Annotated in this window: 21 protein-coding genes; 12 read left to right on the forward strand and 9 right to left on the reverse strand. The window is 71.6% G+C overall.

Going from position 1 to position 21,444, the window contains the following annotated elements; all coding sequences use genetic code 11:
* Positions 1-23 precede the first annotated feature (23 nt).
* On the forward strand, positions 24-1,226 hold the full coding sequence (locus tag ABZW32_RS01425; RefSeq protein WP_356209662.1) for an acetyl-CoA C-acetyltransferase: 1,203 nt from the start codon (positions 24-26) through the stop codon (positions 1,224-1,226).
* Between the two features lie 8 nt (positions 1,227-1,234).
* The gene (gene meaB / locus ABZW32_RS01430) at positions 1,235-2,197 is read left to right on the forward strand and encodes a methylmalonyl Co-A mutase-associated GTPase MeaB (RefSeq protein WP_356209664.1); all 963 of its coding nucleotides are present in this window, start codon (positions 1,235-1,237) and stop codon (positions 2,195-2,197) included.
* A gap of 89 nt (positions 2,198-2,286) precedes the next feature.
* On the opposite strand, the gene ABZW32_RS01435 is transcribed toward meaB, so the two are convergent.
* The 5 genes from ABZW32_RS01435 to ABZW32_RS01455 form a co-directional block, all read right to left on the reverse strand.
* Positions 2,287-2,874, reverse strand: a complete 588-nt coding sequence (locus ABZW32_RS01435; protein WP_356209667.1) for a PepSY domain-containing protein — start codon at positions 2,872-2,874, stop codon at positions 2,287-2,289.
* A 135-nt stretch (positions 2,875-3,009) separates the two neighbouring features.
* Positions 3,010-3,486: a MarR family transcriptional regulator gene (locus tag ABZW32_RS01440; protein ID WP_356209960.1), complete on the reverse strand. Its 477-nt coding sequence runs from the start codon at positions 3,484-3,486 to the stop codon at positions 3,010-3,012.
* Positions 3,487-3,553: 67 nt separating this feature from the next.
* Complete coding sequence (locus ABZW32_RS01445) at positions 3,554-4,357, reverse strand: AIM24 family protein (protein ID WP_356209963.1); 804 nt, start codon at positions 4,355-4,357, stop codon at positions 3,554-3,556.
* A gap of 11 nt (positions 4,358-4,368) precedes the next feature.
* A complete protein-coding gene (locus ABZW32_RS01450) occupies positions 4,369-5,019 on the reverse strand; it encodes an AIM24 family protein (protein WP_356209668.1) in 651 nt (216 codons plus the stop codon).
* A complete protein-coding gene (locus ABZW32_RS01455; protein WP_356209670.1) occupies positions 5,019-5,657 on the reverse strand; it encodes an AIM24 family protein in 639 nt (212 codons plus the stop codon). The genes ABZW32_RS01450 and ABZW32_RS01455 overlap by 1 nt, the downstream gene beginning before the upstream one ends.
* A gap of 163 nt (positions 5,658-5,820) precedes the next feature.
* Between ABZW32_RS01455 and ABZW32_RS01460 the strand changes: the two genes are divergently transcribed.
* Complete coding sequence (locus tag ABZW32_RS01460; protein WP_356209673.1) at positions 5,821-6,165, forward strand: DUF3817 domain-containing protein; 345 nt, start codon at positions 5,821-5,823, stop codon at positions 6,163-6,165.
* Positions 6,162-6,458, forward strand: coding sequence for an MTH1187 family thiamine-binding protein (locus tag ABZW32_RS01465; protein WP_356209676.1), 297 nt, complete (start codon positions 6,162-6,164; stop codon positions 6,456-6,458). The genes ABZW32_RS01460 and ABZW32_RS01465 overlap by 4 nt, the downstream gene beginning before the upstream one ends.
* A 39-nt stretch (positions 6,459-6,497) precedes the next feature.
* Here the strand turns inward: ABZW32_RS01465 and ABZW32_RS01470 are convergent, their stop codons facing one another.
* Complete coding sequence (locus ABZW32_RS01470; protein WP_356209678.1) at positions 6,498-7,496, reverse strand: DUF5937 family protein; 999 nt, start codon at positions 7,494-7,496, stop codon at positions 6,498-6,500.
* A gap of 70 nt (positions 7,497-7,566) precedes the next feature.
* Between ABZW32_RS01470 and ABZW32_RS01475 the strand changes: the two genes are divergently transcribed.
* From ABZW32_RS01475 to ABZW32_RS01490, 4 genes are all read left to right on the forward strand, one after another.
* On the forward strand, positions 7,567-9,102 hold the full coding sequence (locus tag ABZW32_RS01475) for an MFS transporter (protein ID WP_356209680.1): 1,536 nt from the start codon (positions 7,567-7,569) through the stop codon (positions 9,100-9,102).
* A gap of 43 nt (positions 9,103-9,145) precedes the next feature.
* Positions 9,146-9,700 (forward strand): MarR family transcriptional regulator, encoded by a 555-nt coding sequence (locus tag ABZW32_RS01480; protein WP_356209683.1) that lies wholly within the window; start codon positions 9,146-9,148, stop codon positions 9,698-9,700.
* 10 nt (positions 9,701-9,710) lie between these two features.
* On the forward strand, positions 9,711-10,040 hold the full coding sequence (locus tag ABZW32_RS01485; protein ID WP_030235898.1) for a DUF3817 domain-containing protein: 330 nt from the start codon (positions 9,711-9,713) through the stop codon (positions 10,038-10,040).
* An 86-nt stretch (positions 10,041-10,126) separates the two neighbouring features.
* Complete coding sequence (locus ABZW32_RS01490) at positions 10,127-11,827, forward strand: methylmalonyl-CoA mutase family protein (RefSeq protein WP_356209686.1); 1,701 nt, start codon at positions 10,127-10,129, stop codon at positions 11,825-11,827.
* A 118-nt stretch (positions 11,828-11,945) separates the two neighbouring features.
* On the opposite strand, the gene ABZW32_RS01495 is transcribed toward ABZW32_RS01490, so the two are convergent.
* Positions 11,946-12,599, reverse strand: a complete 654-nt coding sequence (locus ABZW32_RS01495; RefSeq protein WP_356209689.1) for a TetR/AcrR family transcriptional regulator — start codon at positions 12,597-12,599, stop codon at positions 11,946-11,948.
* A 238-nt stretch (positions 12,600-12,837) separates the two neighbouring features.
* Between ABZW32_RS01495 and ABZW32_RS01500 the strand changes: the two genes are divergently transcribed.
* From ABZW32_RS01500 to ABZW32_RS01515, 4 genes are all read left to right on the forward strand, one after another.
* Positions 12,838-13,830: a tetratricopeptide repeat protein gene (locus ABZW32_RS01500; RefSeq protein ID WP_356209692.1), complete on the forward strand. Its 993-nt coding sequence runs from the start codon at positions 12,838-12,840 to the stop codon at positions 13,828-13,830.
* Positions 13,831-14,414: 584 nt separating this feature from the next.
* A complete protein-coding gene (locus ABZW32_RS01505; RefSeq protein ID WP_356209694.1) occupies positions 14,415-15,065 on the forward strand; it encodes a DUF6230 family protein in 651 nt (216 codons plus the stop codon).
* A 103-nt stretch (positions 15,066-15,168) separates the two neighbouring features.
* Positions 15,169-15,723, forward strand: coding sequence for a DUF6114 domain-containing protein (locus ABZW32_RS01510; RefSeq protein ID WP_356209697.1), 555 nt, complete (start codon positions 15,169-15,171; stop codon positions 15,721-15,723).
* Positions 15,713-17,032, forward strand: coding sequence for a hypothetical protein (locus ABZW32_RS01515; RefSeq protein ID WP_356209699.1), 1,320 nt, complete (start codon positions 15,713-15,715; stop codon positions 17,030-17,032). The genes ABZW32_RS01510 and ABZW32_RS01515 overlap by 11 nt, the downstream gene beginning before the upstream one ends.
* A 61-nt stretch (positions 17,033-17,093) precedes the next feature.
* Here ABZW32_RS01515 and ABZW32_RS01520 read toward each other — a convergent pair whose 3' ends face one another.
* A complete protein-coding gene (locus tag ABZW32_RS01520) occupies positions 17,094-17,408 on the reverse strand; it encodes a hypothetical protein (protein WP_356209702.1) in 315 nt (104 codons plus the stop codon).
* Positions 17,409-17,424: 16 nt separating this feature from the next.
* A complete protein-coding gene (locus ABZW32_RS01525) occupies positions 17,425-21,219 on the reverse strand; it encodes a hypothetical protein (protein ID WP_356209705.1) in 3,795 nt (1,264 codons plus the stop codon).
* Positions 21,220-21,444: the final 225 nt, after the last annotated feature.

Consider the following 21,444-nt stretch of genomic DNA (forward strand, 5'->3'; position numbering starts at 1 on the left):
CCTCATCCAAGGGGCTGTGCCTCATGTCCGGAACGAACAACACCACTTCAGTGATCGTCGCCGGGGCCCGCACGCCCATGGGGCGCCTGCTCGGCTCGCTGAAGTCCTTCTCGGGCGCCGACCTCGGCGGATTCGCCATCAAGTCGGCGCTGGAACGGGCCGGCATCTCCGGCGACCAGGTCCAGTACGTGATCATGGGCCAGGTGCTCCAGGCCGGCGCGGGCCAGATCCCGGCCCGCCAGGCCGCCGTCAAGGCGGGCATCCCGATGAACGTGCCCGCGCTCACCATCAACAAGGTGTGCCTCTCGGGCCTCGACGCGATCGCGCTGGCCGACCAGCTCATCCGCGCCGGCGAATTCGACATCGTGGTCGCGGGCGGCCAGGAGTCGATGACCAACGCCCCGCACCTGCTGCCGAAGTCCCGCGAGGGCTTCAAGTACGGCGCCATCGGGATGCTGGACGCGATGGCCCACGACGGCCTCACCGACGCCTTCGAGAACATCGCGATGGGCGAGTCCACCGAGAAGCACAACACCCGGCTGGGCATCGAGCGCGCCCCGCAGGACGCGTTCGCGGCCGCCTCCCACCAGCGGGCCGCCGCCGCGCAGAAGAACGGCGTCTTCGAGGCCGAGATCACCCCGGTCGAGATCCCGCAGCGCAAGGGCGACCCGGTGCTGTTCACGGCGGACGAGGGCATCCGCGCCGAGACCACCGTGGAGTCGCTCGGCAAGCTGCGGCCGGCCTTCGCCAAGGACGGGACGATCACCGCCGGCACCTCCTCGCAGATCTCCGACGGCGCCGCCGCCGTGGTCGTGATGAGCAAGGCCAAGGCCGAGGAGCTGGGCCTGGAGTGGATCGCCGAGATCGGCGCCCACGGCAACGTGGCCGGTCCGGACAACTCCCTCCAGTCGCAGCCCTCGAACGCGATCCTGCACGCCCTGGAGAAGGAGGGCCTGGAGGTCTCCGACCTGGACCTCATCGAGATCAACGAGGCCTTCGCGGCGGTCGCCGTGCAGTCAATGAAGGACCTCGGCGTGACCCCGGAAAAGGTGAACGTCAACGGTGGTGCCATCGCCCTGGGGCACCCCATCGGCATGTCCGGTGCCCGCGTGGTGCTGCACCTGGCGCTGGAGCTCAAGCGCCGGGGCGGCGGCGTGGGCGCGGCGGCGCTGTGCGGTGGCGGCGGCCAGGGCGACGCCCTCGTGATCCGCGTCCCGAAGGCGTAGGCGCGCGGATGGCGACGGTGGACGTCCCCACGCTGGTGGCGCAGGCCCGCGAGGGCCGGCCGCGGGCCGTGGCCCGGCTGATCTCACTGGTCGAGGGGGCGTCCCCGCACCTGCGCGAGGTGATGGCCGCCCTGGCCCCGCTGACCGGCGGCGCGTACGTGGTCGGTCTGACCGGCTCGCCCGGCGTCGGCAAGTCGACCTCGACCTCGGCGCTCGTCACGGCCTACCGCAAGGCCGGCAAGCGGGTCGGCGTGCTGGCCGTGGACCCGTCCTCGCCCTTCTCGGGCGGGGCGCTCCTCGGCGACCGGGTCCGGATGTCGGACCACGCCTCCGACCCGGGGGTCTACATCCGCTCGATGGCGACCCGGGGGCACCTCGGCGGTCTGGCCTGGGCCGCCCCGCAGGCGATCCGGGTGCTGGACGCGGCGGGCTGCGACGTGATCCTGGTCGAGACGGTGGGCGTCGGTCAGTCCGAGGTGGAGATCGCCTCGCAGGCCGACACCTCGGTGGTGCTGCTGGCCCCCGGGATGGGCGACGGGATCCAGGCCGCGAAGGCCGGAATCCTGGAGATCGGCGACGTGTACGTGGTGAACAAGGCGGACCGGGACGGCGCGGACGCGACGGCCCGGGAGCTCAACCACATGCTGGGGCTCGGCGAGTCCCGGGGACCGGACGGCTGGCGGCCGCCGATCGTCAAGACGGTCGCGGCGCGCGGGCAGGGCATCGACGAGCTGGTCGAGGCGCTGGAGAAGCACCGGGCCTGGATGGACGAGCACGGGGTGCTGGACGGGCGTCGCGCGGCGCGGGCGGCCCGCGAGGTGGAGACGATCGCGATCACCACCCTGCGCGGCCGGCTGGCCGACCTGCACGGGGACGCGCGGCTCGACGCGCTGGCCGTACGGGTCGCCGCGGGCGAGCTGGACCCGTACGCGGCGGCGGACGCCCTGCTGGACGGCCTCGCGGAGGGCTGAGCGGGGCCCGGGCCCGGGGCCCGGGGAGAGTGCGGAGTGCGGGGGCGGCGGCCGGGTGGCGGCCGCCCCCGCAGCGCGTTCCGGGCGCGTCAGCCGTTGTCGCCGTCGTCGCCGCTGTCGTTGCCGGAGTCGGCGGGGACCACCTTGCCGGTCGTGGCGTCGATGCCGACGTCCCGGGTGGCGCCCTTCGCGGGCTTGATCTGCACCGACCAGTGGTCGGCGACGCCGTTGTCGTTCTGGTCGTCCCAGTCGAGGGACACGACCTTGCCGGGGTGGGCGGCCAGCGCCGCCTTCATCGCCTTGGCGGCGGCGACCTTGGCGGCGATCAGGGTCTTGTACTCGCCCGCGTCCTGGTCGTTGTCCTGGTTGGCCCGGCTCGCGGCGCCGGAGGAGCTCACCAGGACCTCGGAGTTGCTCTTGCCGTTCTTGCCGACCACGTTGACGTGCCAGACGGTGCCGTCCTGGTCGAGGGACTCGACGTAGCCCGGGTACTTCTTCAGGGCCGCGGCGGCGGCCGCGGCCGCGTCGACGTCGGCCCGGGCGGCGGCGGGGTGCGCGGCCGCCGGGGCGGACCGCACGGCGGCCCCGGCCGGGCCGGCGGCAGCCTGGGCCGCGGCCGGACCGGCGAGCAGAAGGGCCGCGGCCGCGGCTGCCGGGACGTACGGGGTGCGCTTCATCGCTGGACCTCCTCGGCCGGCCGGGGGCGGCCGGCGGTGAGCGGTACCTGCCGGTGTCACCCGCCCATTCTGCGGCCGCTCGTCCGGCCCGGCGCGGCGGAGGTCCGGCGCCGGCCGGGGCGCGGAGGGATCCGGCTACACCTTCCCGCGGTTCTCGCGCAGGTGCTCCGCGACGGGGCGCAGCGATTCGCGCAGGGCCGCCAGGGCCGGCGGCGGCAGCAGGTCGATGAAGTGCTCCCGCACCGATGCCACGTGGTGCGGGGCCACCTTGCGCATGGTGTCCATGCCCTCGTCCGTGAGCACCGCGTACAGGCCGCGGCGGTCGGACTCGCAGTTCACCCGGCGCACCAGGCCCGCCGTCTCCATGCGGGTGATCTGGTGGGACAGCCGGCTCTTGGACTGCAGCGTGGCAGTGGCCAGATCGCTCATGCGCATCCGGTGGCCGTCCGACTCCGAGAGGTTCACGAGGATCTCGTAGTCGTTGTTGGTGAGCCCGAAGGGCTGGAGATCCTTTTCCAGCTGGTGCATCAGCAGTCTGCTGACGTCCAGATGGGTGCGCCAGGCGCACTGCTCGGCGTCGGTCAGCCAGCGGGTGGCCGTCTCGGTCTCGATGGTCTCCATGAATGAACTCTACCTAAGAAGTTGAATTACGTACAAAAATAGGAAGATGTGCGGAGTCTCACAGTCCGAGTCGCCGCTGGAGGTCGCCCAGCTGCCCCGGCATCCGCGGCACGCCCAGCTGACCCAGCGGGTTCTGGCCGGCCCCCGGAACGCCCTGGGCATTGCCCGTGGCCGCACCGGCGCCCACCGCGCCCACCGAGTGCTCCGCCATCAGCATCTCCGACGACTGGAGCAGCACCGTCCCCGCCCCGACGAACTCGAACTGGTGTTCCTCTCCCGAGGTGCCGCCGAGTCCCGTGAGCGAGCGCAGTCCGCCCATCACGCCCGTCATGTATCCGTGGTCGTAGTGGTGGCACGGGGACGGGCAGTCCGCCCAGCCCACCAGGGCCTGCGGGTCCACGCGCAGCGGCGGTTCCATGAACACCACCGGTCCGTTGGACGCCGCCACGAACTTCCCGGTTCCGATCAGCGTCAGGAAGCCCGGGACGATGGACTGCTTGAGGGCGAGCGTGGGCTGGTAGGCGAGGAGGTTCCCCGACCGGATGGTCAGGTTGCCGTCGTCCAGGTCGTACGAGTTCACGTCGAAGGCGCGGTCGGCCAGCAGCATCTTGCCCTGCCCCTCGGCCACCACCCAGTCGCTCGCGTGCAGGGGCGAGTGGAAGCTGGTGCGCAGCAGCCGGTCGAAGCGGCCGTTGCCGATGCCGTTGAACTCGATGCGCCCGTAGTAGGCGATCATCTTGCCCTTCTGCAGGAACCACTGGCTCCCCTTGAGCTCCACGCAGAAGGTGTAGGAGTTCACGTTGTCGTCGGAGGGCAGGGAGTGCGGGTCGAAGACCGTCGGGCCGCCCGGTCCGCCGGTCACGGGACCAAAGTTCACAGCTTCTCCTCCGAGGCCTGTACGAAGACGGCGCCCTGGCCGGACAGCTCCAGCTGGAACGCCTCGCCCGAACCGCGGCCGACCATGTCCCGCCAGCCCAGGGCGGCGGAGAGCTTGTTCCTGACGTCCCCGTGGTGGGCCACGTACGCCTGCGGGTCGACGTGGACCGGCCTGTTCGGGGTGATGGGGAGTTCCAGGACTCCGCCGTGGGCCATCACGGCGACCGCGCCGTGGCCCTTGAGGGTGGTGGTGAACAGGCCCTGGCCGGTCACCTGGCCGCGCACCATGCCCATGACACCGCCCTGCGAGCCCATGAACATCGTCCCCTGCTGGAGGGTGCCGTCGAAGGCGAGCAGCCGGTCGGCCTCCACGTAGAGGGTCTCGCCCGAGAGGTTGACGACCTGGACGTGGTGGCCGCCGTGGCCGAACATCACGGTGCCGCTGCCCTCCACGGCCATCAGCGGCGTCTGCTCGTTCGCCACCCGGCGCCCGATCATGCCCATCACGCCGCCCTGACCGCCCGTCAGGCTCGGGGTGAAGGAGACGTCGCCGCGGTAGGCCAGCATCGCCCCGCGCTGGCTGTACAGCCGCTGCCCGGGGATGACCTGGGCCTCGATCATCTTCGAGTTGATCTCGCGGAACGGCATCAGACGTCGCCCCCGATGGTGTTGCGCTCGCTGGGCTGCACGTAGACCAGGCCCTCGCCCTCGAAGCGGATCTGGAAGGCCTCTCCGGACCCCTCGCCGATCAGGGTGCGGAAGGTCACGCCGGACTGGAAGGACTGCTGGAGGTTCCCGGTGTGCGCGATGTACGCGCCGGGGTCCACCGATAGCGGGTACTGGGCGCTGACGCGCAGCACCACCGCCGGGCCGTCGGACATGATCGCCGCCTGGCCCGAGCCCTCGACCGTCGTCGTGAACAGGCCGTTGCCCGTGCTCGCGCCGCGCAGGCCGGTGAACGTGGTGCCCGTGCGCAGGCCGGCGTCGGTGCACAGCAGGTTGCTGGACTCGACGTGGAGCTTCTCGCCGCGCAGATTGACCAGATTGATCTCACTCGCCCGGTCCGCGAAGTAGCAGGTGCCGTGCCCCTGCACCTCCATCACGGTCATCTGTTCGCCCGTCAGGCGACGGGTCACCATCCCGCGGAGGCCTTCGCCACCGCCGGTCATCTTCTTGAAGGCCATCTGGCCGTCGTACGCGACCATGGCGCCGTTCTTCGCTTTCACGGCGTCACCGGTCAGGTCGACGGCGAGCACCTTGCTGCCTTGGAGTCGGAACTGAGCCACGGGGACGAAGGTATCGGCAGCGGGCGGGCCCGAACAGGGTCCCGTGGCCGATATGCGCCACACTCTCCCGACTCCGGGGGATCCGGGGGGACCCGGCACAAGATCTTCCGTGACGGCTGAGACACTGGGACGGACCCCCGGCCTCCACCCGCGAAGGTTCCACGTGGACATCAAGACCGCTTCCGCCCTGCACCGGCTGCGCCTCATCTCCGTTCCGGAAGCCCTGTCGTTCCCGGCGCTGCTGATCTTCGGCTCGGTGCTCAGCCGGGTGTCGGACATCGACTACCTGATGATGCCGCTCGGGATCCTGCACGGGATCCTGTTCGTGATCTACGCGATCTTCCTGCTCGACGTGTGGAACAAGGCGAAGTGGCCGGCCAAGAAGGTGGCCCTGTTCTTCCTGTTCGCACTGCTGCCCTTCGGCGGCCTGTACGGGGACAAGCTGCTCAAGCGCGACGAGGCCGACAGCGTCATCGCGGCCCGCGCCCGTGAGGCGGCCCAGGCGTGATCGTCGCGTTCTCGGTGACCCCGCTGGGGGTCGGTGAAGAGGTCGGCGAGTACGTCGCCGACGCGGTCCGCGTGGTGCGCGAGTCCGGGCTGCCGAACCGCACCGACGCCATGTTCACCACCGTCGAAGGCGAGTGGGACGAGGTCATGGACGTCGTCCGGCGCGCGGTGGCCGCCGTCGAGGCGAAGGCCCCGCGGGTGTCCTTCATCCTCAAGGCCGACATCCGGCCCGGCGTCACCGACGGGATGACCTCGAAGATCGAGACGGTGGAACGGCACCTCGCCGAGGGCTGACACCCTCCGCGCCGGAGGCCGGGCGCCGCGACGCGTCGGCTACGGGGCGCAGCCCGTCGCCAGTGCGATGGCCAGGGGCGTGCGTTCGTAGAGGACCTGGTGGCCGTGGCGGGACGGGATCAGCAGCCCCGCCGCGCGCAGCGCCTTCAGGTGGGCCGAGACCGTCGAGGGCGCCAGGCCCAGGCGGTGTGCGAGGGCCGTCGTGGAGGCCGGCTCGTGCAGTGCGCACAGCACCTCGGCGCGGGCCCGGCCCAACAGCCCGGCCAGCGCGCTCGGGGCCGGTCCGTCCGAGGCCGTCCACAGGGCGCCGATGCCCCGGGCCGGATACACCAGCGTGGGCTGCCACGGGGGGTCGTAGCCGCCGACCACCTCAGGCCAGACGAAGGCGCTCGGCATCAGGAGCAGCCCCTGGCCGCCGAGTTCGCGGTCGTGGTGGGTCCGTCGCTCGACGGTCAGCGTGTTCGTCCCGCCGTCCCAGCGCAGATCGGGGTGGAGGCCGTCGAACAACGCCTCCAGCCCGCCCGCCGCCAGCCGCCGGGAGTGGAACAGGACGTCGGCCTCCAGCAGGGCCCGCAGCCGGGGCCAGTGCGGGGCGACCAGGGCCCGCCAGGCCGCCTCGGTCAGATCGGCAAGCTCCGCCACCGCCCGGCCCGGATCCGCCAGCATCCGCCGCCCGGCGGCGCTCTCCAGGGCGCCCGGGGTGCAGGCCAGGGAGCGGCGCAGGTCCTCGTGGGCCGCCTCCGGGTCCCCGGCCGCCGCGCGCACCCGGGCCATCTCCTCCTCGAAGGCCGGGGAGGGGCCCGTCGGGGGAGGGCTCAGCAGGTCGGGGTGGTGCCCACGGCGCGGCATCAGCAGCCACAGCGGACGCAGGTCCAGGCCGGCCGCGGCGGAGCGGATCCGGCTCAGCCAGGGCAGGTGGTACGCCTGCCGGTCCGGGCGCATCAGGACCCGTACCGCCTCCTGCGTCTCCCAGCGGGGGGAGATCCCGAAGCGGCAGCGCAGCAGGTCGGCCGGGCCGAAGCGGAAGTGGTTCCGCATGGCCGCCCCTTCGATTCGCCCGGTGCCGAATGTCTACCGGCCCACCTTAGGCGGGCCGAGGCTGACCCCCATGTCCACTCCCACCGACCCGGATCCGGCCGGAGCGCCGCCCCACGATCCCGTCCGGCCCCCCGCGGCGCAGGGCGCCGCACCGGCCCCGGCCCCCGCGTCCGGCTCCGGTCCGGCCCCCGCGTCCGGCTCCGTACCCGCCCGAGCGTCCGGCTCCGCCCCGGCCCCCGCGTCCGGCTCCGGTCCGGGCTCCGTACCGGCTCCGTCCCCCGCCCCGCCGCCCGCGTCCGGCTCCGCACCCGCACCCGCCCCGGCCCCCGCCCCCGGCGCCAGCGCCGGGTCCGTGCGGCGGCGTCAGGGCGACGGGTACCGGGTGGTGTTCCGGGTCCGGGAGTTCCGGTTCGTGTTCCTCGCGCACCTGCTGTCGCTGCTCGGGGTCGTCATCGCCGAGATCTCCCTCACCGTCCTCGTCTACCGCGCCACCGGCTCCGCCCTGATGAGCGCGCTCACCTTCGCCCTCGGCTTCCTCCCGTACGCCCTCGGCGGCACCCTCCTCGCGCCCCTCGCCGACCGCCACCCCGCCCGCAGGGTCCTCGTCGCCTGCGACCTGCTGTGCGCCGGCTGCGCGGCGGCGATGGTCTGGCCGGGCACGCCCGTCGCGGGGATCCTCGTCCTGCGCTGCGCCATGGCCTTCGTCGCCCCGCTGTTCCAGGGCGCCCGCAGCGCCTCCCTCGCCGACATCCTCGGCACCGGCGAGGCCTTCGTCCTGGGCCGCTCGCTGCTGCGCATGGTCTCCCAGGGCGCCCAGCTCGCCGGCTTCGGCCTCGGCGGGCTCCTGCTCACCTTCCTCGCCCCGCGCGGGGCGATCGCCCTCACCGCGGCGGGGTTCCTCGCCTCCGCGCTGCTGCTGCGCCTCGGCACCCGGGACCGGCCCGCCCGTGCCGCCACCGCCGGAGCCGGCGTCGGCGCGTCCCCCCTCGACGGGCTCCGCGCCGTGTTCGGGGACCGGCGGCTGCGCGTCCTGACCCTGCTGTGCTGGCTGCCACCCGCCTTCGCCGTCGTGCCCGAGGCCCTCCTGACGCCGTACGCGCACGACATCGGGGCCGGCACCGCCACCCTCGGGGTGCTCATGTGCGCACTGCCCGTCGGCGCCGTCGCCGGTGAACTCTGGGCGGGCTCGGCCCTCACCCCGCGGACGCGCTCGCGGATCACCGCCCCGCTGGCCGCCGTCGCGTTCCTCCCGCTCCTCGTCTACGCCGTCCGGCCCGGCGCCCCCGTCCTCCTCGGGGCGCTGCTCCTGTCCGGGCTCACCCACGCCCACACCGTCGGCCTCGACCGGATGTACGTGGACGCCGTCCCCGACGCGCTGCGCGGCCGGGTGATGACCCTGCTCAGCACCGGCCTGATGACCCTCCAGGGCGTCGGCATGGCGCTCGCCGGGGGCGCCGCCGAGTTCCTCCCGGCGCACGTGGTGGTCACCGGCGCCGCCGTGCTCGGCACGGCCGTCGTCCTGCTCCTGCTCTCCGGGCTGCGCGCCACCGCGCCCGGCGCGTCCGGTGCGCCCCGTGCGCTCCGCGCGCCCCGGGCCGAGGAGTGAGACGGGGCTGACCGCCAAATGACCGCCCGGTAGGGTCTGGTGGATGCCCAAGCCGCTCAGCCTCCCCTTCGACCCCATCGCCCGCGCCGACGAACTCTGGCGCCGGCGCTGGGGTCCCGTGCCCTCCATGGCCGCGATCACCTCGATCATGCGGGCCCACCAGATCCTGCTGGCCGAGGTCGACGCGGTGGTGAAGCCGTACGGCCTGACCTTCGCCCGCTACGAGGCGCTGGTGCTGCTGACCTTCTCCCAGGCGGGGGAGCTCCCGATGTCGAAGATCGGCGAGCGCCTGATGGTCCACCCGACCTCGGTGACGAACACCGTGGACCGGCTGATGCGGTCCGGCCTGGTGGCCAAGCGCCCCAACCCGCAGGACGGCCGCGGCACGCTCGCGTCCATCACGGAGAAGGGCCGTGAGGTCGTCGAGGCGGCGACGAAGGACCTGATGGGCATCGACTTCGGCCTGGGCGCGTACGACGCCGAGGAGTGCGCGGAGATCTTCGCGCTGCTGCGTCCGCTGCGGGTGGCGGCCGCGGACTTCGAGGAGAACCAGCCCCGTGCCGGGGCCGCGTCAAGATCGCGCAAAACGGACGGTTAGGCTCGTGGCCATGAAACGAAGCGTGCTGACCCGCTACCGCGTCATGGCCTACGTGACCGCGGTCATGCTCCTGATCCTCTGTGCCTGCATGGTGGCCAAGTACGGCTTCGACACCGGCGCCGACCTGACCCTGGCGGTCTCGCAGGTCCACGGTGTGCTCTTCATGATCTACCTGGTCTTCGCCTTCGACCTGGGCTCCAAGGCGAAGTGGCCCTTCGGCAAGCTGCTGTGGGTGCTGGCGTCGGGGACCATCCCGCTGGCGGCCTTCTTCGTCGAGCGCACCGTCCGCGCCGACGTCGAGCCGCTGGTCGAGGACGCCCTCGCGCCCGCGAAGGCCTAGAGCCCCACTCGGCCGGACGCCCCGGGGAAGGACTCCCCGGGGTTTCCCATCGACATTTACTAGGACGTCCTAGTAAATTCGTGGGTATGGACGCTGACGCCATCGAGGAGGGCCGCCGACGCTGGCAGGCCCGGTATGACAAGGCCCGCAAGCGCGAGGCCGATTTCACGACGCTCTCCGGAGATGACGTCGACCCCGTCTACGGGCCCCGCCCCGGTGACTCGTACGAGGGATTCGAGCGCATCGGCTGGCCCGGGGAGTACCCCTACACCCGCGGACTGCACGCCACCGGCTACCGCGGCCGGACCTGGACCATCCGGCAGTTCGCCGGCTTCGGCAACGCCGAGCAGACCAACGAGCGCTACAAGATGATCCTGGCCGCCGGCGGCGGCGGCCTCTCCGTCGCCTTCGACATGCCCACCCTCATGGGCCGCGACTCCGACGACCCCCGCGCCCTCGGAGAGGTCGGCCACTGCGGCGTGGCCATCGACTCCGCCGCCGACATGGAGGTCCTCTTCAAGGACATCCCCCTCGGCGACGTCACCACCTCGATGACCATCTCCGGACCCGCCGTACCCGCCTTCTGCATGTACCTGGTCGCCGCCGAGCGCCAGGGCGTCGACCCGGCCGTGCTCAACGGCACGCTCCAGACCGACATCTTCAAGGAGTACATCGCCCAGAAGGAGTGGCTCTTCGAACCCGAGCCGCACCTGCGCCTCATCGGCGACCTCATGGAGTACTGCGCGAACGGCATCCCGGCCTACAAGCCGCTGTCCGTCTCCGGCTACCACATCCGCGAGGCCGGGGCCACGGCGGCGCAGGAGCTCGCCTACACCCTCGCCGACGGCTTCGGCTACGTGGAGCTCGGCCTCTCCCGCGGACTGGACGTCGACCACTTCGCCTCGGGCCTCTCCTTCTTCTTCGACGCGCACCTCGACTTCTTCGAGGAGATCGCCAAGTTCCGCGCCGCCCGCCGCATCTGGGCCCGCTGGATGAAGGAGGTCTACGGGGCGAAGTCCGACAAGGCCATGTGGCTGCGCTTCCACACCCAGACGGCCGGTGTCTCCCTCACCGCCCAGCAGCCGTACAACAACGTCGTGCGCACCGCCGTCGAAGCCCTCGCGGCCGTCCTCGGCGGCACCAACTCCCTGCACACCAACGCCCTCGACGAGACCCTCGCGCTCCCCAGCGAGCAGGCCGCCGAGATCGCGCTGCGCACGCAGCAGGTGCTGATGGAGGAGACCGGCGTCGCCAACGTGGCCGACCCGCTGGGCGGCTCCTGGTACGTCGAGCAGCTCACCGACCGCATCGAGGCCGACGCCGAGAAGATCTTCGAGCAGATCAAGGAACGCGGCCTGCGCGCCCACCCGGACGGGCAGCACCCGATCGGGCCGATCACCTCGGGCATCCTGCGCGGCATCGAGGACGGCTGGTTCACCGGGGAGATCGCCGAGTCGGCCTTCCAGTACCAGCGCGCCCTGGAGAAGGGCGACAAGCGGGTCGTCGGCGTCAACGTCCACCACGGCTCGGTCACCGGCGACCTGGAGATCCTCCGCGTCAGCCACGAGGTGGAGCGGGTCCAGGTCCAGGAGCTGGCCGCGCGCAAGGGCCGCCGCGACGACGTCAAGGTGGGCGCCGCGCTCGACGAGATGCTGGCGGCCGCCCGCGACGGTTCGAACATGATCCCGGCCATGCTGGACGCCGTACGGGCCGAGGCCACGCTCGGCGAGATCTGCAACGTCCTGCGCGAGGAGTGGGGCACCTACACCGAGCCGCCCGGCTTCTGACGGACGCTCCGGGAGGCCGGTCACACCCCTGCCGCACGGCGGGGGAGGTGGCCGGCCTTCCGCGTCTCCGGGGCCGGGGCCGGGGCCGGGCCGGCCGGCGGGCCGGACGGGTGGGGCCTCAGGCGGAAGCGGCGCCCCGCAGGCCGTGCATCAGCAGCGAGGTGAAGGCGGACACCCACAGCTCGTCCACCGGCTCGCAGCTGACCAGGGCGCGGTGCACCACCGTGCCCGCGATGACGTCGAAGATCAGGTCCGTGGCAAGGCCGGAGAGGGCCTCGTCCTCCTCGTACGGAAGTTCTCCGCGCGCCTGGGCCCGTTCGCGACCCAGTACGACGAGACGTTTCTGCCGGTCCACGATCGCCGACCGGATCCGCCCCCGCAGCGCCTCGTCCCGGGTGGACTCGGCGACCACGGCCATCAGGGCGGTACGCGCCTCGGGGCGCCGCAGCAGCTGCGCGAACTGCAGGACCACGTGCTCGATGTCGGCTTCGAGCGAGCCCCGGTCCGGGAGTTCCAGCGCGTCGAACAGCTCCGCGACCGCGTCCACGACCAGCTCGCTCTTGCCCGCCCAGCGCCGGTAGAGGGTGGTCTTCGCGACGCCCGCGCGGGCCGAGACGTCCCCCATCGTCAGCTTCGACCAGCCCAGCTCCACCAGCGCGTCCCGGGTCGCCGCGAGGATCGCGGCGTCCGCCGCCGCGCTGCGGGGACGGCCGGTGCGGCCGGGTGGGGGGCTCGTACGCGGGGGGCTCGTACAAGGGCTGGGGTTGCGCATGGCCGAGACCATACCCGCCAGTAGCGGAACCGGCGGGGGGTCGTTCGCTGTGGTTCAGATCACGGGGCGCCCGGGGCGCGGGGGAGTTACGCTACGGCTCGTAGCGAAAGAGCGACAACCACGCGAAGGCTACTGGCGCCAGGTGGGGACCCGGCGCCGCACAACGGTTCGACCGATCAGCGGGACGATCTTTCGGGATCCTTTTCGTCGGCGCGCGCACACGGGGGAGGATGTACGCATGCAGCCCAGAAACATGTCCATGAGCGGCGTCGTCGACCTCGCCGCGGTGAAGGCGGCCGGCGAGGCCAAGGCCAAGGCCGAGCAGGCGCGTGCGGAGGCCGCCCGGCAGGGCGGCGCCGGAGCGGGCGCCGTGCCCGGTGGCGCCGTACCGCCGTCCGCGCTCGTGATCGACGTCGACGAGGCCGGCTTCGAAAGCGACGTCCTCCAGCTCTCCAACGAGGTCCCGGTCGTCCTCGACTTCTGGGCCGAGTGGTGCGAGCCGTGCAAGCAGCTCAGCCCGCTCCTGGAGCGGCTGACCGCCGAGGCGAACGGCCGCTTCGTCCTGGCGAAGATCGACGTCGACGCCAACCAGATGCTGATGCAGCAGTTCGGTATCCAGGGCATCCCGGCCGTCTTCGCCGTCGTCGCCGGCCAGGTGTTGCCGCTGTTCCAGGGCGTGGCCCCGGAGCAGCAGATCCGCGAGACCCTCGCCCAGCTGGTCCAGGTCGCCGAGGAGCGCTTCGGCCTCATCGGCCTCCAGGTGGACCCCGGTGCGGAGGGCGCGGCGGCCGAGCGGGCCCCCGAGCCGGCCGGTCCGTACGACGCCCTGCTGGAAGCGGCCGTCGTCGCGCTGGACGCGGGTGACCTGGGCGGGGCCGTGCAGGCGTACAAGAACGTGCTCGCCGACGACCCGGCCAACACCGAGGCGAAGCTGGGCCTGGCCCAGGCCGAGCTGCTGGCCCGGGTGCAGCACCTGAACCCGCAGACCGTGCGCGCCGAGGCGGCCGCCAACCCGAAGGACCCGGCAGCGCAGATGGCGGCGGCCGATCTGGACCTGGCCGGCGGGCACGTCGCCGACGCCTTCGGGCGCCTGGTGGACACCGTCCGGGTCACCTTCGGTGACGAGCGGGACTCCGTGCGGGTCAGGCTCCTGGAGCTCTTCGAGGTCATCGGCGCGGACGACCCGCGGGTCGCCGCCGCCCGTACCGCGCTGGCGCGCGTGCTGTTCTAGGCAGGTGCCGGGCGCCCCTCCGGGTGCCGACGATTTGTTGACACGTAGATAAACAGCGGCCGCGCTTTACCAAAACTTGGTAATCGCGGCCGCTGTTACTCGCAGTAAAGCGAACCCCGTGAACTGTCCGGTTGGTTCGTTCTTCTCCCCTTCTGTCGTGGCCCTGGGTGACACCCTGTGTGGCCACTCGACGGCGCCGGGTCGCACCCCGGTTATCCAGCCGTTACCCGCCAGTAACGAACCCCCTTGTGCCCCGGCCGCGAATGGACCACGATCGGCGACGCTCGGTCCTTCCCGCAGAGCCGCTCATCCGGAGCCGCGGTGGAGGGTCCCCACCGGGCCGGCCGGTGGCAGTGGCACCGGCCGTGGGACAGGGGGGTCTCCACCACACCCGGCGGAGCCTGTCCTCCAGGTTGCGCGAACGCGTGGCCCAGTGGTTGTCGCTCGGGGGTGATCGCCGGTGTACGGGACGTGGCCCAGCCATACCCGGCCTCCTGCGCTCCTTCCCGAGGACGTAGCACTTCTCCCATCCCAGGACGGGCACGGCCCGGACCGGAGATGTACGTCCGAGAAGGAGGAACGATATGAGTTCTCAGGTTCGTGGCGGGACCAGATGGAAGCGCTTCGCGCTCGTCATGGTGCCGAGCATCGCGGCCACGGCCGCGGTCGGTGTGGGTCTGGCGCAGGGAGCCCTCGCGGCGTCCTTCAGCGTCTCGGGCCAGGACTTCAAGGTCTCGGCCGACAAGCTCGACGGTGACGACCTGCTCCAGTACGGCAGCGTCGCCAAGGGCAAGGGCCTGGACGGCAAGGAGGCGGCCCACCCGGTCACCATCTCCGGATTCCGCCGCGCCGAGATCACCAACATGTGCCAGTCCCTGGTCACCCCGATCCCCGGCCTGGGCCCCATCACGATGAGGCTCCAGACCGGCAACAAGGGCACGCCGGCCGTCGCGTCGAACATCTACCTGGATGTCGCCGAGCTCGACACCGACGCCACGTTCACCGACCTGGACATCGGTGTCGCGGTGGGCGACGCGGCCGACAAGGACCACCCGACCGCACCGCAGGCCAACACGGTGGCCAACGGCGCCCTGTTCTCGCAGCGCGCCAAGAAGGCCGTGCTGACGAAGGTGCGTCAGAAGGCGTGGGCGACGACGGCGGGTACCTTCACCCTGCCCGACCTCAAGCTCCGTCTGCTCAGCGGCGACCAGCCGTGCTACCAGGACGAGAAGTAGTCGATCCCGGTCGAGCGACCGCGGGGGCGGGGGCGGACGCCGCCGTCCGCCCCCGCGGGCTCCACAGAGTTTCCGTACCACCGTTTCCAGGGAGCTGTTGTCCATGAACCCCCAGGCCCCGGTTCGCGCCGCAGACGACGCTTGGTTCACCGTGGTGTACTACCGCTTCCGCGCCTGGAGGGGGGAACGGCCCTTCTGGGCGGGTCTCTTCACCGCCCTGGGTGGCGTTCCGATCGCCTACTTCCCCTACGCGGACCTCCGGCTGGGCAACATCACCATCGCGATGGCGACCACCGCCGGCGCGGGCTCGCTGATCATCGGCATCCTGCTGATCACCCTCGGTATCGCCCTTTGGTTCCAGCAGGGCATGCGGGTGTTCGCCGGTGTCGCCGCGATCCTCCTCGCGCTGGTCTCCCTGCCGGTGTCCAACCTGGGCGGTTTCTTCCTCGGATTCCTCTTCTCCCTGCTCGGCGGAGCGCTCGCGCTGTCCTGGGCCCCGGGGAAGCCGGACGAGGAGGAGCCCGAGGCCGATGCGGAGGCCAAGACGCAGGAGCCGGTGCACGGCCTCCTTGGGGTCCCGGGTCCCCGCGACGTGGAAACGGCTTACGCGACCGAGACCAATGCCCACGCCGATGGCGGGAGGAACAGTGCGGGGTGACGAGACGCAGAGGGGCGCGGCCCCTGGCGCAGAGTCCCGCGACAGGAAGGGCCCGCGCCACGCGGCGCCCAGGAAGTCGCTGCTGAACAAGCTCCAGATACCCGTCGGCAAGACGATGGCGCTGGCTGCGATGCCGACGGCGGTGTTCGTCGGGATGGGCATGGCCCCGAAGATGGCCCTGGCCGACGACAAGGACATCCCCTTCGCGCCCGGCCCCTGCGTGACCCGGTCGGACGAGCCGGCCGAATCGGCCTCCCCGTCGCCCTCCAAGACGCCCTCGCCGAGCACGTCGCCCACCGCGACGCCCTCGCCGGGTGCGAGCGGGAGCCCGAAGCCGGTCACCACCCCCTCGGGCTCCGCCTCCGCGAAGAAGCCGCAGGAAGCGGACAAGCAGGTGCCCCCGGCCCCCAAGCCGTCCGCGAGCGCGAGCACCTCGCCCTCCCCGTCCCCTTCGGCGACCAAGAGCACGAACCCGCTCGACCCGCTGGGAGTGGGCGACGCCCTCAAGGGCCTCGTCGACTCGCTCGGCAGGCCGATCAAGGACGCGCAGAAGCCGGCCACCCCGACGCCCGCGCCCACCCCGAGCGGCGCGACGAAGACCACGGACCCGGCCGCGGACGCGATCCGCGAGGCGGCGAAGAAGGCCGGCGTCGAGGTCAAGGAACTGCCCCAGGACGTCAAGGACACCGTCAAGACCCCGAAGGACGAGACGGGCAAGGCCGCCGACCCGAAGAAGACCGCCGACGAGACCGACCCCGACGCCTCGCCGTCGCCGTCTCCCTCGACCTCGGCGACCACGGACCCGGACGGCAAGCAGCCCTTCCCGTGCCCGACCTACGACGCCAAGGCCCTGGCCGACGCGCAGCTGGAGCCGGGCATCCCGCTCCTGCCGGACGAGCCCTGGTACCTGGACAGCTCGCTGCTGACCCTCTACGGCCTGGACTACGCGGGCATCGTCGAGGTGAAGACGGCGGGCGGCAAGGTCAAGAAGGTCCTGAAGTTCACCGCGGACTCCCTGGACATCAAGGACCTGTACCAAACGGTCGGAACGGGCAACACCGTCGCCCACCTGAAGTCCCGCCCGGGTTCCACGTCCAAGATCCGGGGCGCCAAGGTGACCATGTACACCGAAAGCCTCAAGGGCAACCTCTTCGGCCTGATCCCGATCGAGTTCACCCCGAACAGCCCGCCGCCCCTGAACGTCCCCTTCGCGTTCTTCACGCACGTCAAGGTCGTCCAGGCCGGCCAGTTCGGCGGCAACCTCACCGTCCCGGGCCTCAAGAACTACGTCGGCCCGGCGGAGAAGTAGTCCGCCACGACCAGAGGCCCCCTCCCGAACGGGAGGGGGCCTCTGGTCGTGTGCGTGGTGATCAGTCGTCGAGCCGGGGCAGGACGCGGGTCTCCATGCCGTACTCCTCGAAGATGTCCACCAGCGCCCTCGTCATGGCATCCACACCGGGCTCCCGAACGATCACCAGGTCCTGCACCTGGAAGTAGGAACCGTCGGCGCACTCGCCCGTGGTCGCCCAGCGGTCCATCACCTTGGCGATCTCACGGTGGGTCAGGAGCGTGGCGCTCCAGCGGGTGCCGTCCGGCGCCGTGACGATCGCGTCGGTGTTCTCCACCGTCAACGGGTCTTCCTCAAGGCCGAGGAAGTACGTGATGGTGAACCGGCTGGTCGTCACGGTGTGGAAAGGATGGTCAGCCGGCATAGATCCTCAGAAGTTCTGCGATGACCTTGTCTTCGTTCGCCTTGTCGGACATCGCCACGATCTCGAACGCATCTCCGACCTTACGGTAGAACACCCTTCCGCCGTTCCTGGCGCGCTGGTACCGCACTCCGCCGCTGAGGGCGCCGGCGCCGATTCCCGCCTGGTCGTTGCCCGCCTTGAGCTTGGCTTCGAGGCTCTTGAAGTCCTGGGCCACCTGCTGGTTCTTCGCGGACTTCTTCATCAGCTTGTCGAGGAGGCTTCCATCCGGGATGTTCCTCGTCACGCAGATCTTCGGCGTGGCCGCGGCGGCAGAGGCGGCACGCGGAGCGGCCTTGGCGGCAGCCGCCTGCGAGGCACCGTCGGCGAGGTCGGTGAGGCACTGGAGCGCGGGCTGCCCCTTCTTGAGGGTCTCGAGGAGCTTGCGCATCCGCTCCAGCGTGGAGCGGGCGCGGTCCATGCTCTCCAGGAAGGTGTTGACGCCCTTGCCCACCTTGTAGATCACCTTGGCGACTGCAGGGATCTTCGTCACGGCCACACCCACCATCACGACGTTGACGAGCGTCCACAGGCAGCTCTCCACGTCGCGCTGGCCGAAGCACTTCTTGGCGTCCGTGTAGCCGAGTTCGTCGAGCAGGATCTGCCCGCCGATCTCGATCACCCAGTCGAGCACGTCCTTGGCCGCGAGTTTCTTGGCCTCGCGGAACTCGTCGACGCATGCCTGACCGCAGTTCGCCAGCAGCAGAGCTTCCTCGTCCTGCGAGAGGTCGGTCCCGGTGTTCGGCTTGGGTGCATCGACCAGAGCCTTGCGCGCCTCCTCCTGCTCCTTGCGGAACTCCTCCTCGGCGCGGTCTGCGGCGGCCGCGGCATCTTTAGCGTCCTGGTTGGCATTGGCGGCGGCCGTCTCCGCGGAAACGGCGTCCTTCTCCGACTGGGTCGCCGCGGTATCGGCTGCGCTCGCGTCACGGGTGGCAGCGTCGGCGGACGCGTGGGCGTTGGACGCGCTCTTCTCGGCTTCGGTGGCCTCGTTGTTGGCGCCGAGCGCTTCGTTGGCCGCATCCTTGGCCGCGCTGCCCGCGAAGACGGCGTCCGTGCCGGCCTGGGCGCTGTACTCCTTCGTCTTGTCGTCCGCCTTCTTGGCGGCGTCGGCGGCCCGAGCCGCTTCGGCCGCCGAGGCCCGCGCGGCCGCCATGGACTTCAGCGCGGCGGCTGTGTCGGCGGCTGCCGCGGCTGCCGCCTGGGCGGCGAGCTTGGAATCGCCGGCGGCCTTGTCGGCGAGGGCCTTGGCTGCCGCGGCAGCCTTGGTCGCCTCGTCGGCCTTGGCCGTCGCGGCCGCCGCCTGCTGCTCGGCGTGGGTCTTCGCGGACTGGCCGACCAGAGCGGCAAAAGCGGCCGCCGAGTCGGTCTCGCGGTAGGCGGTACCGATCGCGATGGCGGTGTTGGCGGGCGCGATGGCCTGAGCCGCGGAGTCACGTGCGGCCGAGGCCGCCATGGAGGTGGCGTAGGCGTGTCCCGCGGTGACGGCCGACCACGCGGCCGTCTTGACGGCCTCGGTACGGGCGTCGGCGGCGTTCTTGATCGCCTGGAGGGACGCGGTCTGGGCCTTCTTCGCCTCGGCCTCGGCCTTGGTGGCGTTGACCGAGGCGGCGTTGGCCGCCGCGATGGCGTCGGCTGCCGCGGCGTGTGCGGTCAGGGATGCGGCGAAGCTGGTCTGCCAGGCGGACCATGCCTTGTCCGCGGATGCCCGGGACCGCTCGGCGGCACCGTCAGCGCGGGTGGAAGCGGCGCGTGCGTTCACGGAGGCGGTGGACGCGTCGCCGGCCGCCGTACGGGCACGAGCGGCCGCGCCGTTCGCCTCGTTCGCGGCGGTCCGGGCAGCGGTCGCGGCTTCCCGGGTCTCCGCGGCCGCGGGAGTCCCGACGGCTGCTGCCGCGGCGGCTTCCAGAGCGGCGGCGCGTGACGCGGCGGCGTTCTTCTCCACCTCGGCGGCCTCAGCCTTTTCACGCGCCTCGGCGGCCTTGCCCTCCGCGGCGAGTGTCAGTCCGAGCTGATCGCTCGCGGTCTTCGCCTGGGACTCCGCCTCGGTCCTGGCCCGGCCCGCCGTCTCGCGTTCGGTCGCGGCACGGCCCTCGGCTGCCTGGGCCTTTGCGCGCTCGGTGGCTGCGGTCTGCCGTTCCTTGGCGGCGGTGGCCTTCTCCTTCTCGGCCTTCGCGCGTTCCGTCTTCGCGGTGTCGGCCGCCTTGCGGGCGGTCTCCTGCGCGGCCTCGGCGGTGGCCTGGGCCTTCTTCGCCTTGGTGGCGTTGTCCGCGGCTTCCTTGGCCTGGGCGGCGGCGGAGTCGGCCGCTGCCTTGGCCTGCGCGGCTGCCTCCTGCGCGGCGATGCGGCGGAACTCGGTGTTCAGTGCGTGCGACTGGGTCTGGGCCAGGGCGTAGAGGGTCTTGCTGTCCGCGACGGTCGCCTTCGCGGCGTTCGACGCGGTCAGCGAGGCCTTGGCGGCGGCCTCGGCGGCGGCCGCCGAGGCCTTTGCGACCTGGACGGACTGCTGGGCGAACAGCAGACCGCGTCCGCGCGGGGTCTTGGCGACATCGGCGATGGCCCACGCCGCGTTCTGCGCGGTGTCGGCCTTGTCGGACGCAGTCTTGGCGGCGGCCGAAGCGGTCGCCGCGATCTTCGCCTGGTCGGCGGCCTTGGTACGGGCCGTCCCGAGATCCTTGGTGGCTTGGGTGAAGACCGATGCGGCGGGTCGGCCCGACGCGTTCGCGGGCTGGGCTCCCCAGTACTTCTGCCAGGTCAGGATCTGGTCGGCGAGCCAGGCCTGGCCGAGCGACTCGATCATGGCCTCGGTGGCCTTGCGGGCCTCCGAGGCCGCACTGACCTCAGCCTTGACGATTTCGTTGCGCGGCGTGGTCTGGGCGGCGTACTCCTGCTCCCACTCCACGTGCGCGGTGACGACGATCGGGGACATGACCCGGTAGAAGTCGACCGGGTTGCGGCTGTCGCAGGCACCCCAGGCAGCCTTCAGCGCCTCGACCTCAAGACGGAATTCGACCGAGTCCTCGGCCGGCACCTGCTTCATGAAGCCACCGAGCCGCAGGTAGCGGGCGATGTCGCTGGCGGTGGTGGCACCGTAGTTGTATTCGGTTTTGGTCGCGTCCGAGAGCAGGTCCTTGACGACGAAGTCGTTGTTGAGGTCCTGGCCCTTGAGCTCCTCGGCGAGCGCCTTCGCCTTGTCGACGGCGGCCTGGGACGCCACCGCGTGGCCGTCACCGCCCAACTGGTAGTACAGGTCGCGCTGGGGGCCCAGGGTGAATGCGACGATGTCCGCGTCGAACTTGGGCGCGTAGTGCGCCAGGCCGGCTGCGGTGCCGGAGGACCAGTAGGGATAGTTCGACGCTTCCCAGCGTTCGCGTCGCTCCGCGGATGCGACGGGAGAGCCCTCGCGGGAGTCCCGGTCCGTGAGCATCGCCTCGCGCAACGGGTTCATCCCCGTGGCCAGGTCGGTGGCCGTGCGGAGGTCCGCGGCCGTTCCGGTGAGCGCCTTGGACGCCACCTTCTTCATCTCGGGTCCGCCGATGTGCAGGGCGAAGCCGCCCGCGCAGCGGTCGAAGCGGCCCTGTGCGCCCAGGCTGATCGGCCGGTACGCCGGCTCGTCGTCCGGTGGGATTTCGATCGCCGACGCCGGGGCGGCGCTGATGAGGCCGGCCAGCAGGGCGGCGCTGGTGGCGAGGGCGGTGCCGGCGAGGCCGCGCCGGGCGGCGGCGCGAACGCCTGGGCTCCTGCCCCTCAAGAGTGTCGATCTTTGCACGTGTCTGCCTGTTCTCCGGAGCGAAGTGGACAGCCCGAAGGAAGGCGTGCGGATGTACGGGCGCTGGTCAGGCGCGAGTGATGTGTTCTTTGCCTTCCCCCAAGGCGTGAACTGACCGTTTCATGATCGCCCTTACCCGCGGTAGCGCCTTTCCGGCCATGTCTACCCGGGAGTAGGAAACGCACAGGGAATCCACAGGATCCCTCC

Source organism: Streptomyces sp. NPDC004667, assembly GCF_040609475.1.
Classification (GTDB): domain Bacteria; phylum Actinomycetota; class Actinomycetes; order Streptomycetales; family Streptomycetaceae; genus Streptomyces.

Excerpts from the sequence above, each read along its gene's own strand:
- ABZW32_RS01425 (WP_356209662.1), top strand. The coding sequence starts at position 24 with ATGTCCGGAACGAACAACACCACTTCAGTGATCGTCGCCGGGGCCCGC.
- meaB (WP_356209664.1), top strand. The coding sequence starts at position 1,235 with ATGGCGACGGTGGACGTCCCCACGCTGGTGGCGCAGGCCCGCGAGGGC.
- ABZW32_RS01435 (WP_356209667.1), bottom strand. The coding sequence starts at position 2,874 with ATGAAGCGCACCCCGTACGTCCCGGCAGCCGCGGCCGCGGCCCTTCTG.
- ABZW32_RS01450 (WP_356209668.1), bottom strand. The coding sequence starts at position 5,019 with ATGCCGTTCCGCGAGATCAACTCGAAGATGATCGAGGCCCAGGTCATC.
- ABZW32_RS01470 (WP_356209678.1), bottom strand. The coding sequence starts at position 7,496 with ATGCGGAACCACTTCCGCTTCGGCCCGGCCGACCTGCTGCGCTGCCGC.
- ABZW32_RS01475 (WP_356209680.1), top strand. The coding sequence starts at position 7,567 with ATGTCCACTCCCACCGACCCGGATCCGGCCGGAGCGCCGCCCCACGAT.
- ABZW32_RS01480 (WP_356209683.1), top strand. The coding sequence starts at position 9,146 with ATGCCCAAGCCGCTCAGCCTCCCCTTCGACCCCATCGCCCGCGCCGAC.
- ABZW32_RS01485 (WP_030235898.1), top strand. The coding sequence starts at position 9,711 with ATGAAACGAAGCGTGCTGACCCGCTACCGCGTCATGGCCTACGTGACC.
- ABZW32_RS01490 (WP_356209686.1), top strand. The coding sequence starts at position 10,127 with ATGGACGCTGACGCCATCGAGGAGGGCCGCCGACGCTGGCAGGCCCGG.
- ABZW32_RS01495 (WP_356209689.1), bottom strand. The coding sequence starts at position 12,599 with ATGCGCAACCCCAGCCCTTGTACGAGCCCCCCGCGTACGAGCCCCCCA.
- ABZW32_RS01500 (WP_356209692.1), top strand. The coding sequence starts at position 12,838 with ATGCAGCCCAGAAACATGTCCATGAGCGGCGTCGTCGACCTCGCCGCG.
- ABZW32_RS01505 (WP_356209694.1), top strand. The coding sequence starts at position 14,415 with ATGAGTTCTCAGGTTCGTGGCGGGACCAGATGGAAGCGCTTCGCGCTC.
- ABZW32_RS01510 (WP_356209697.1), top strand. The coding sequence starts at position 15,169 with ATGAACCCCCAGGCCCCGGTTCGCGCCGCAGACGACGCTTGGTTCACC.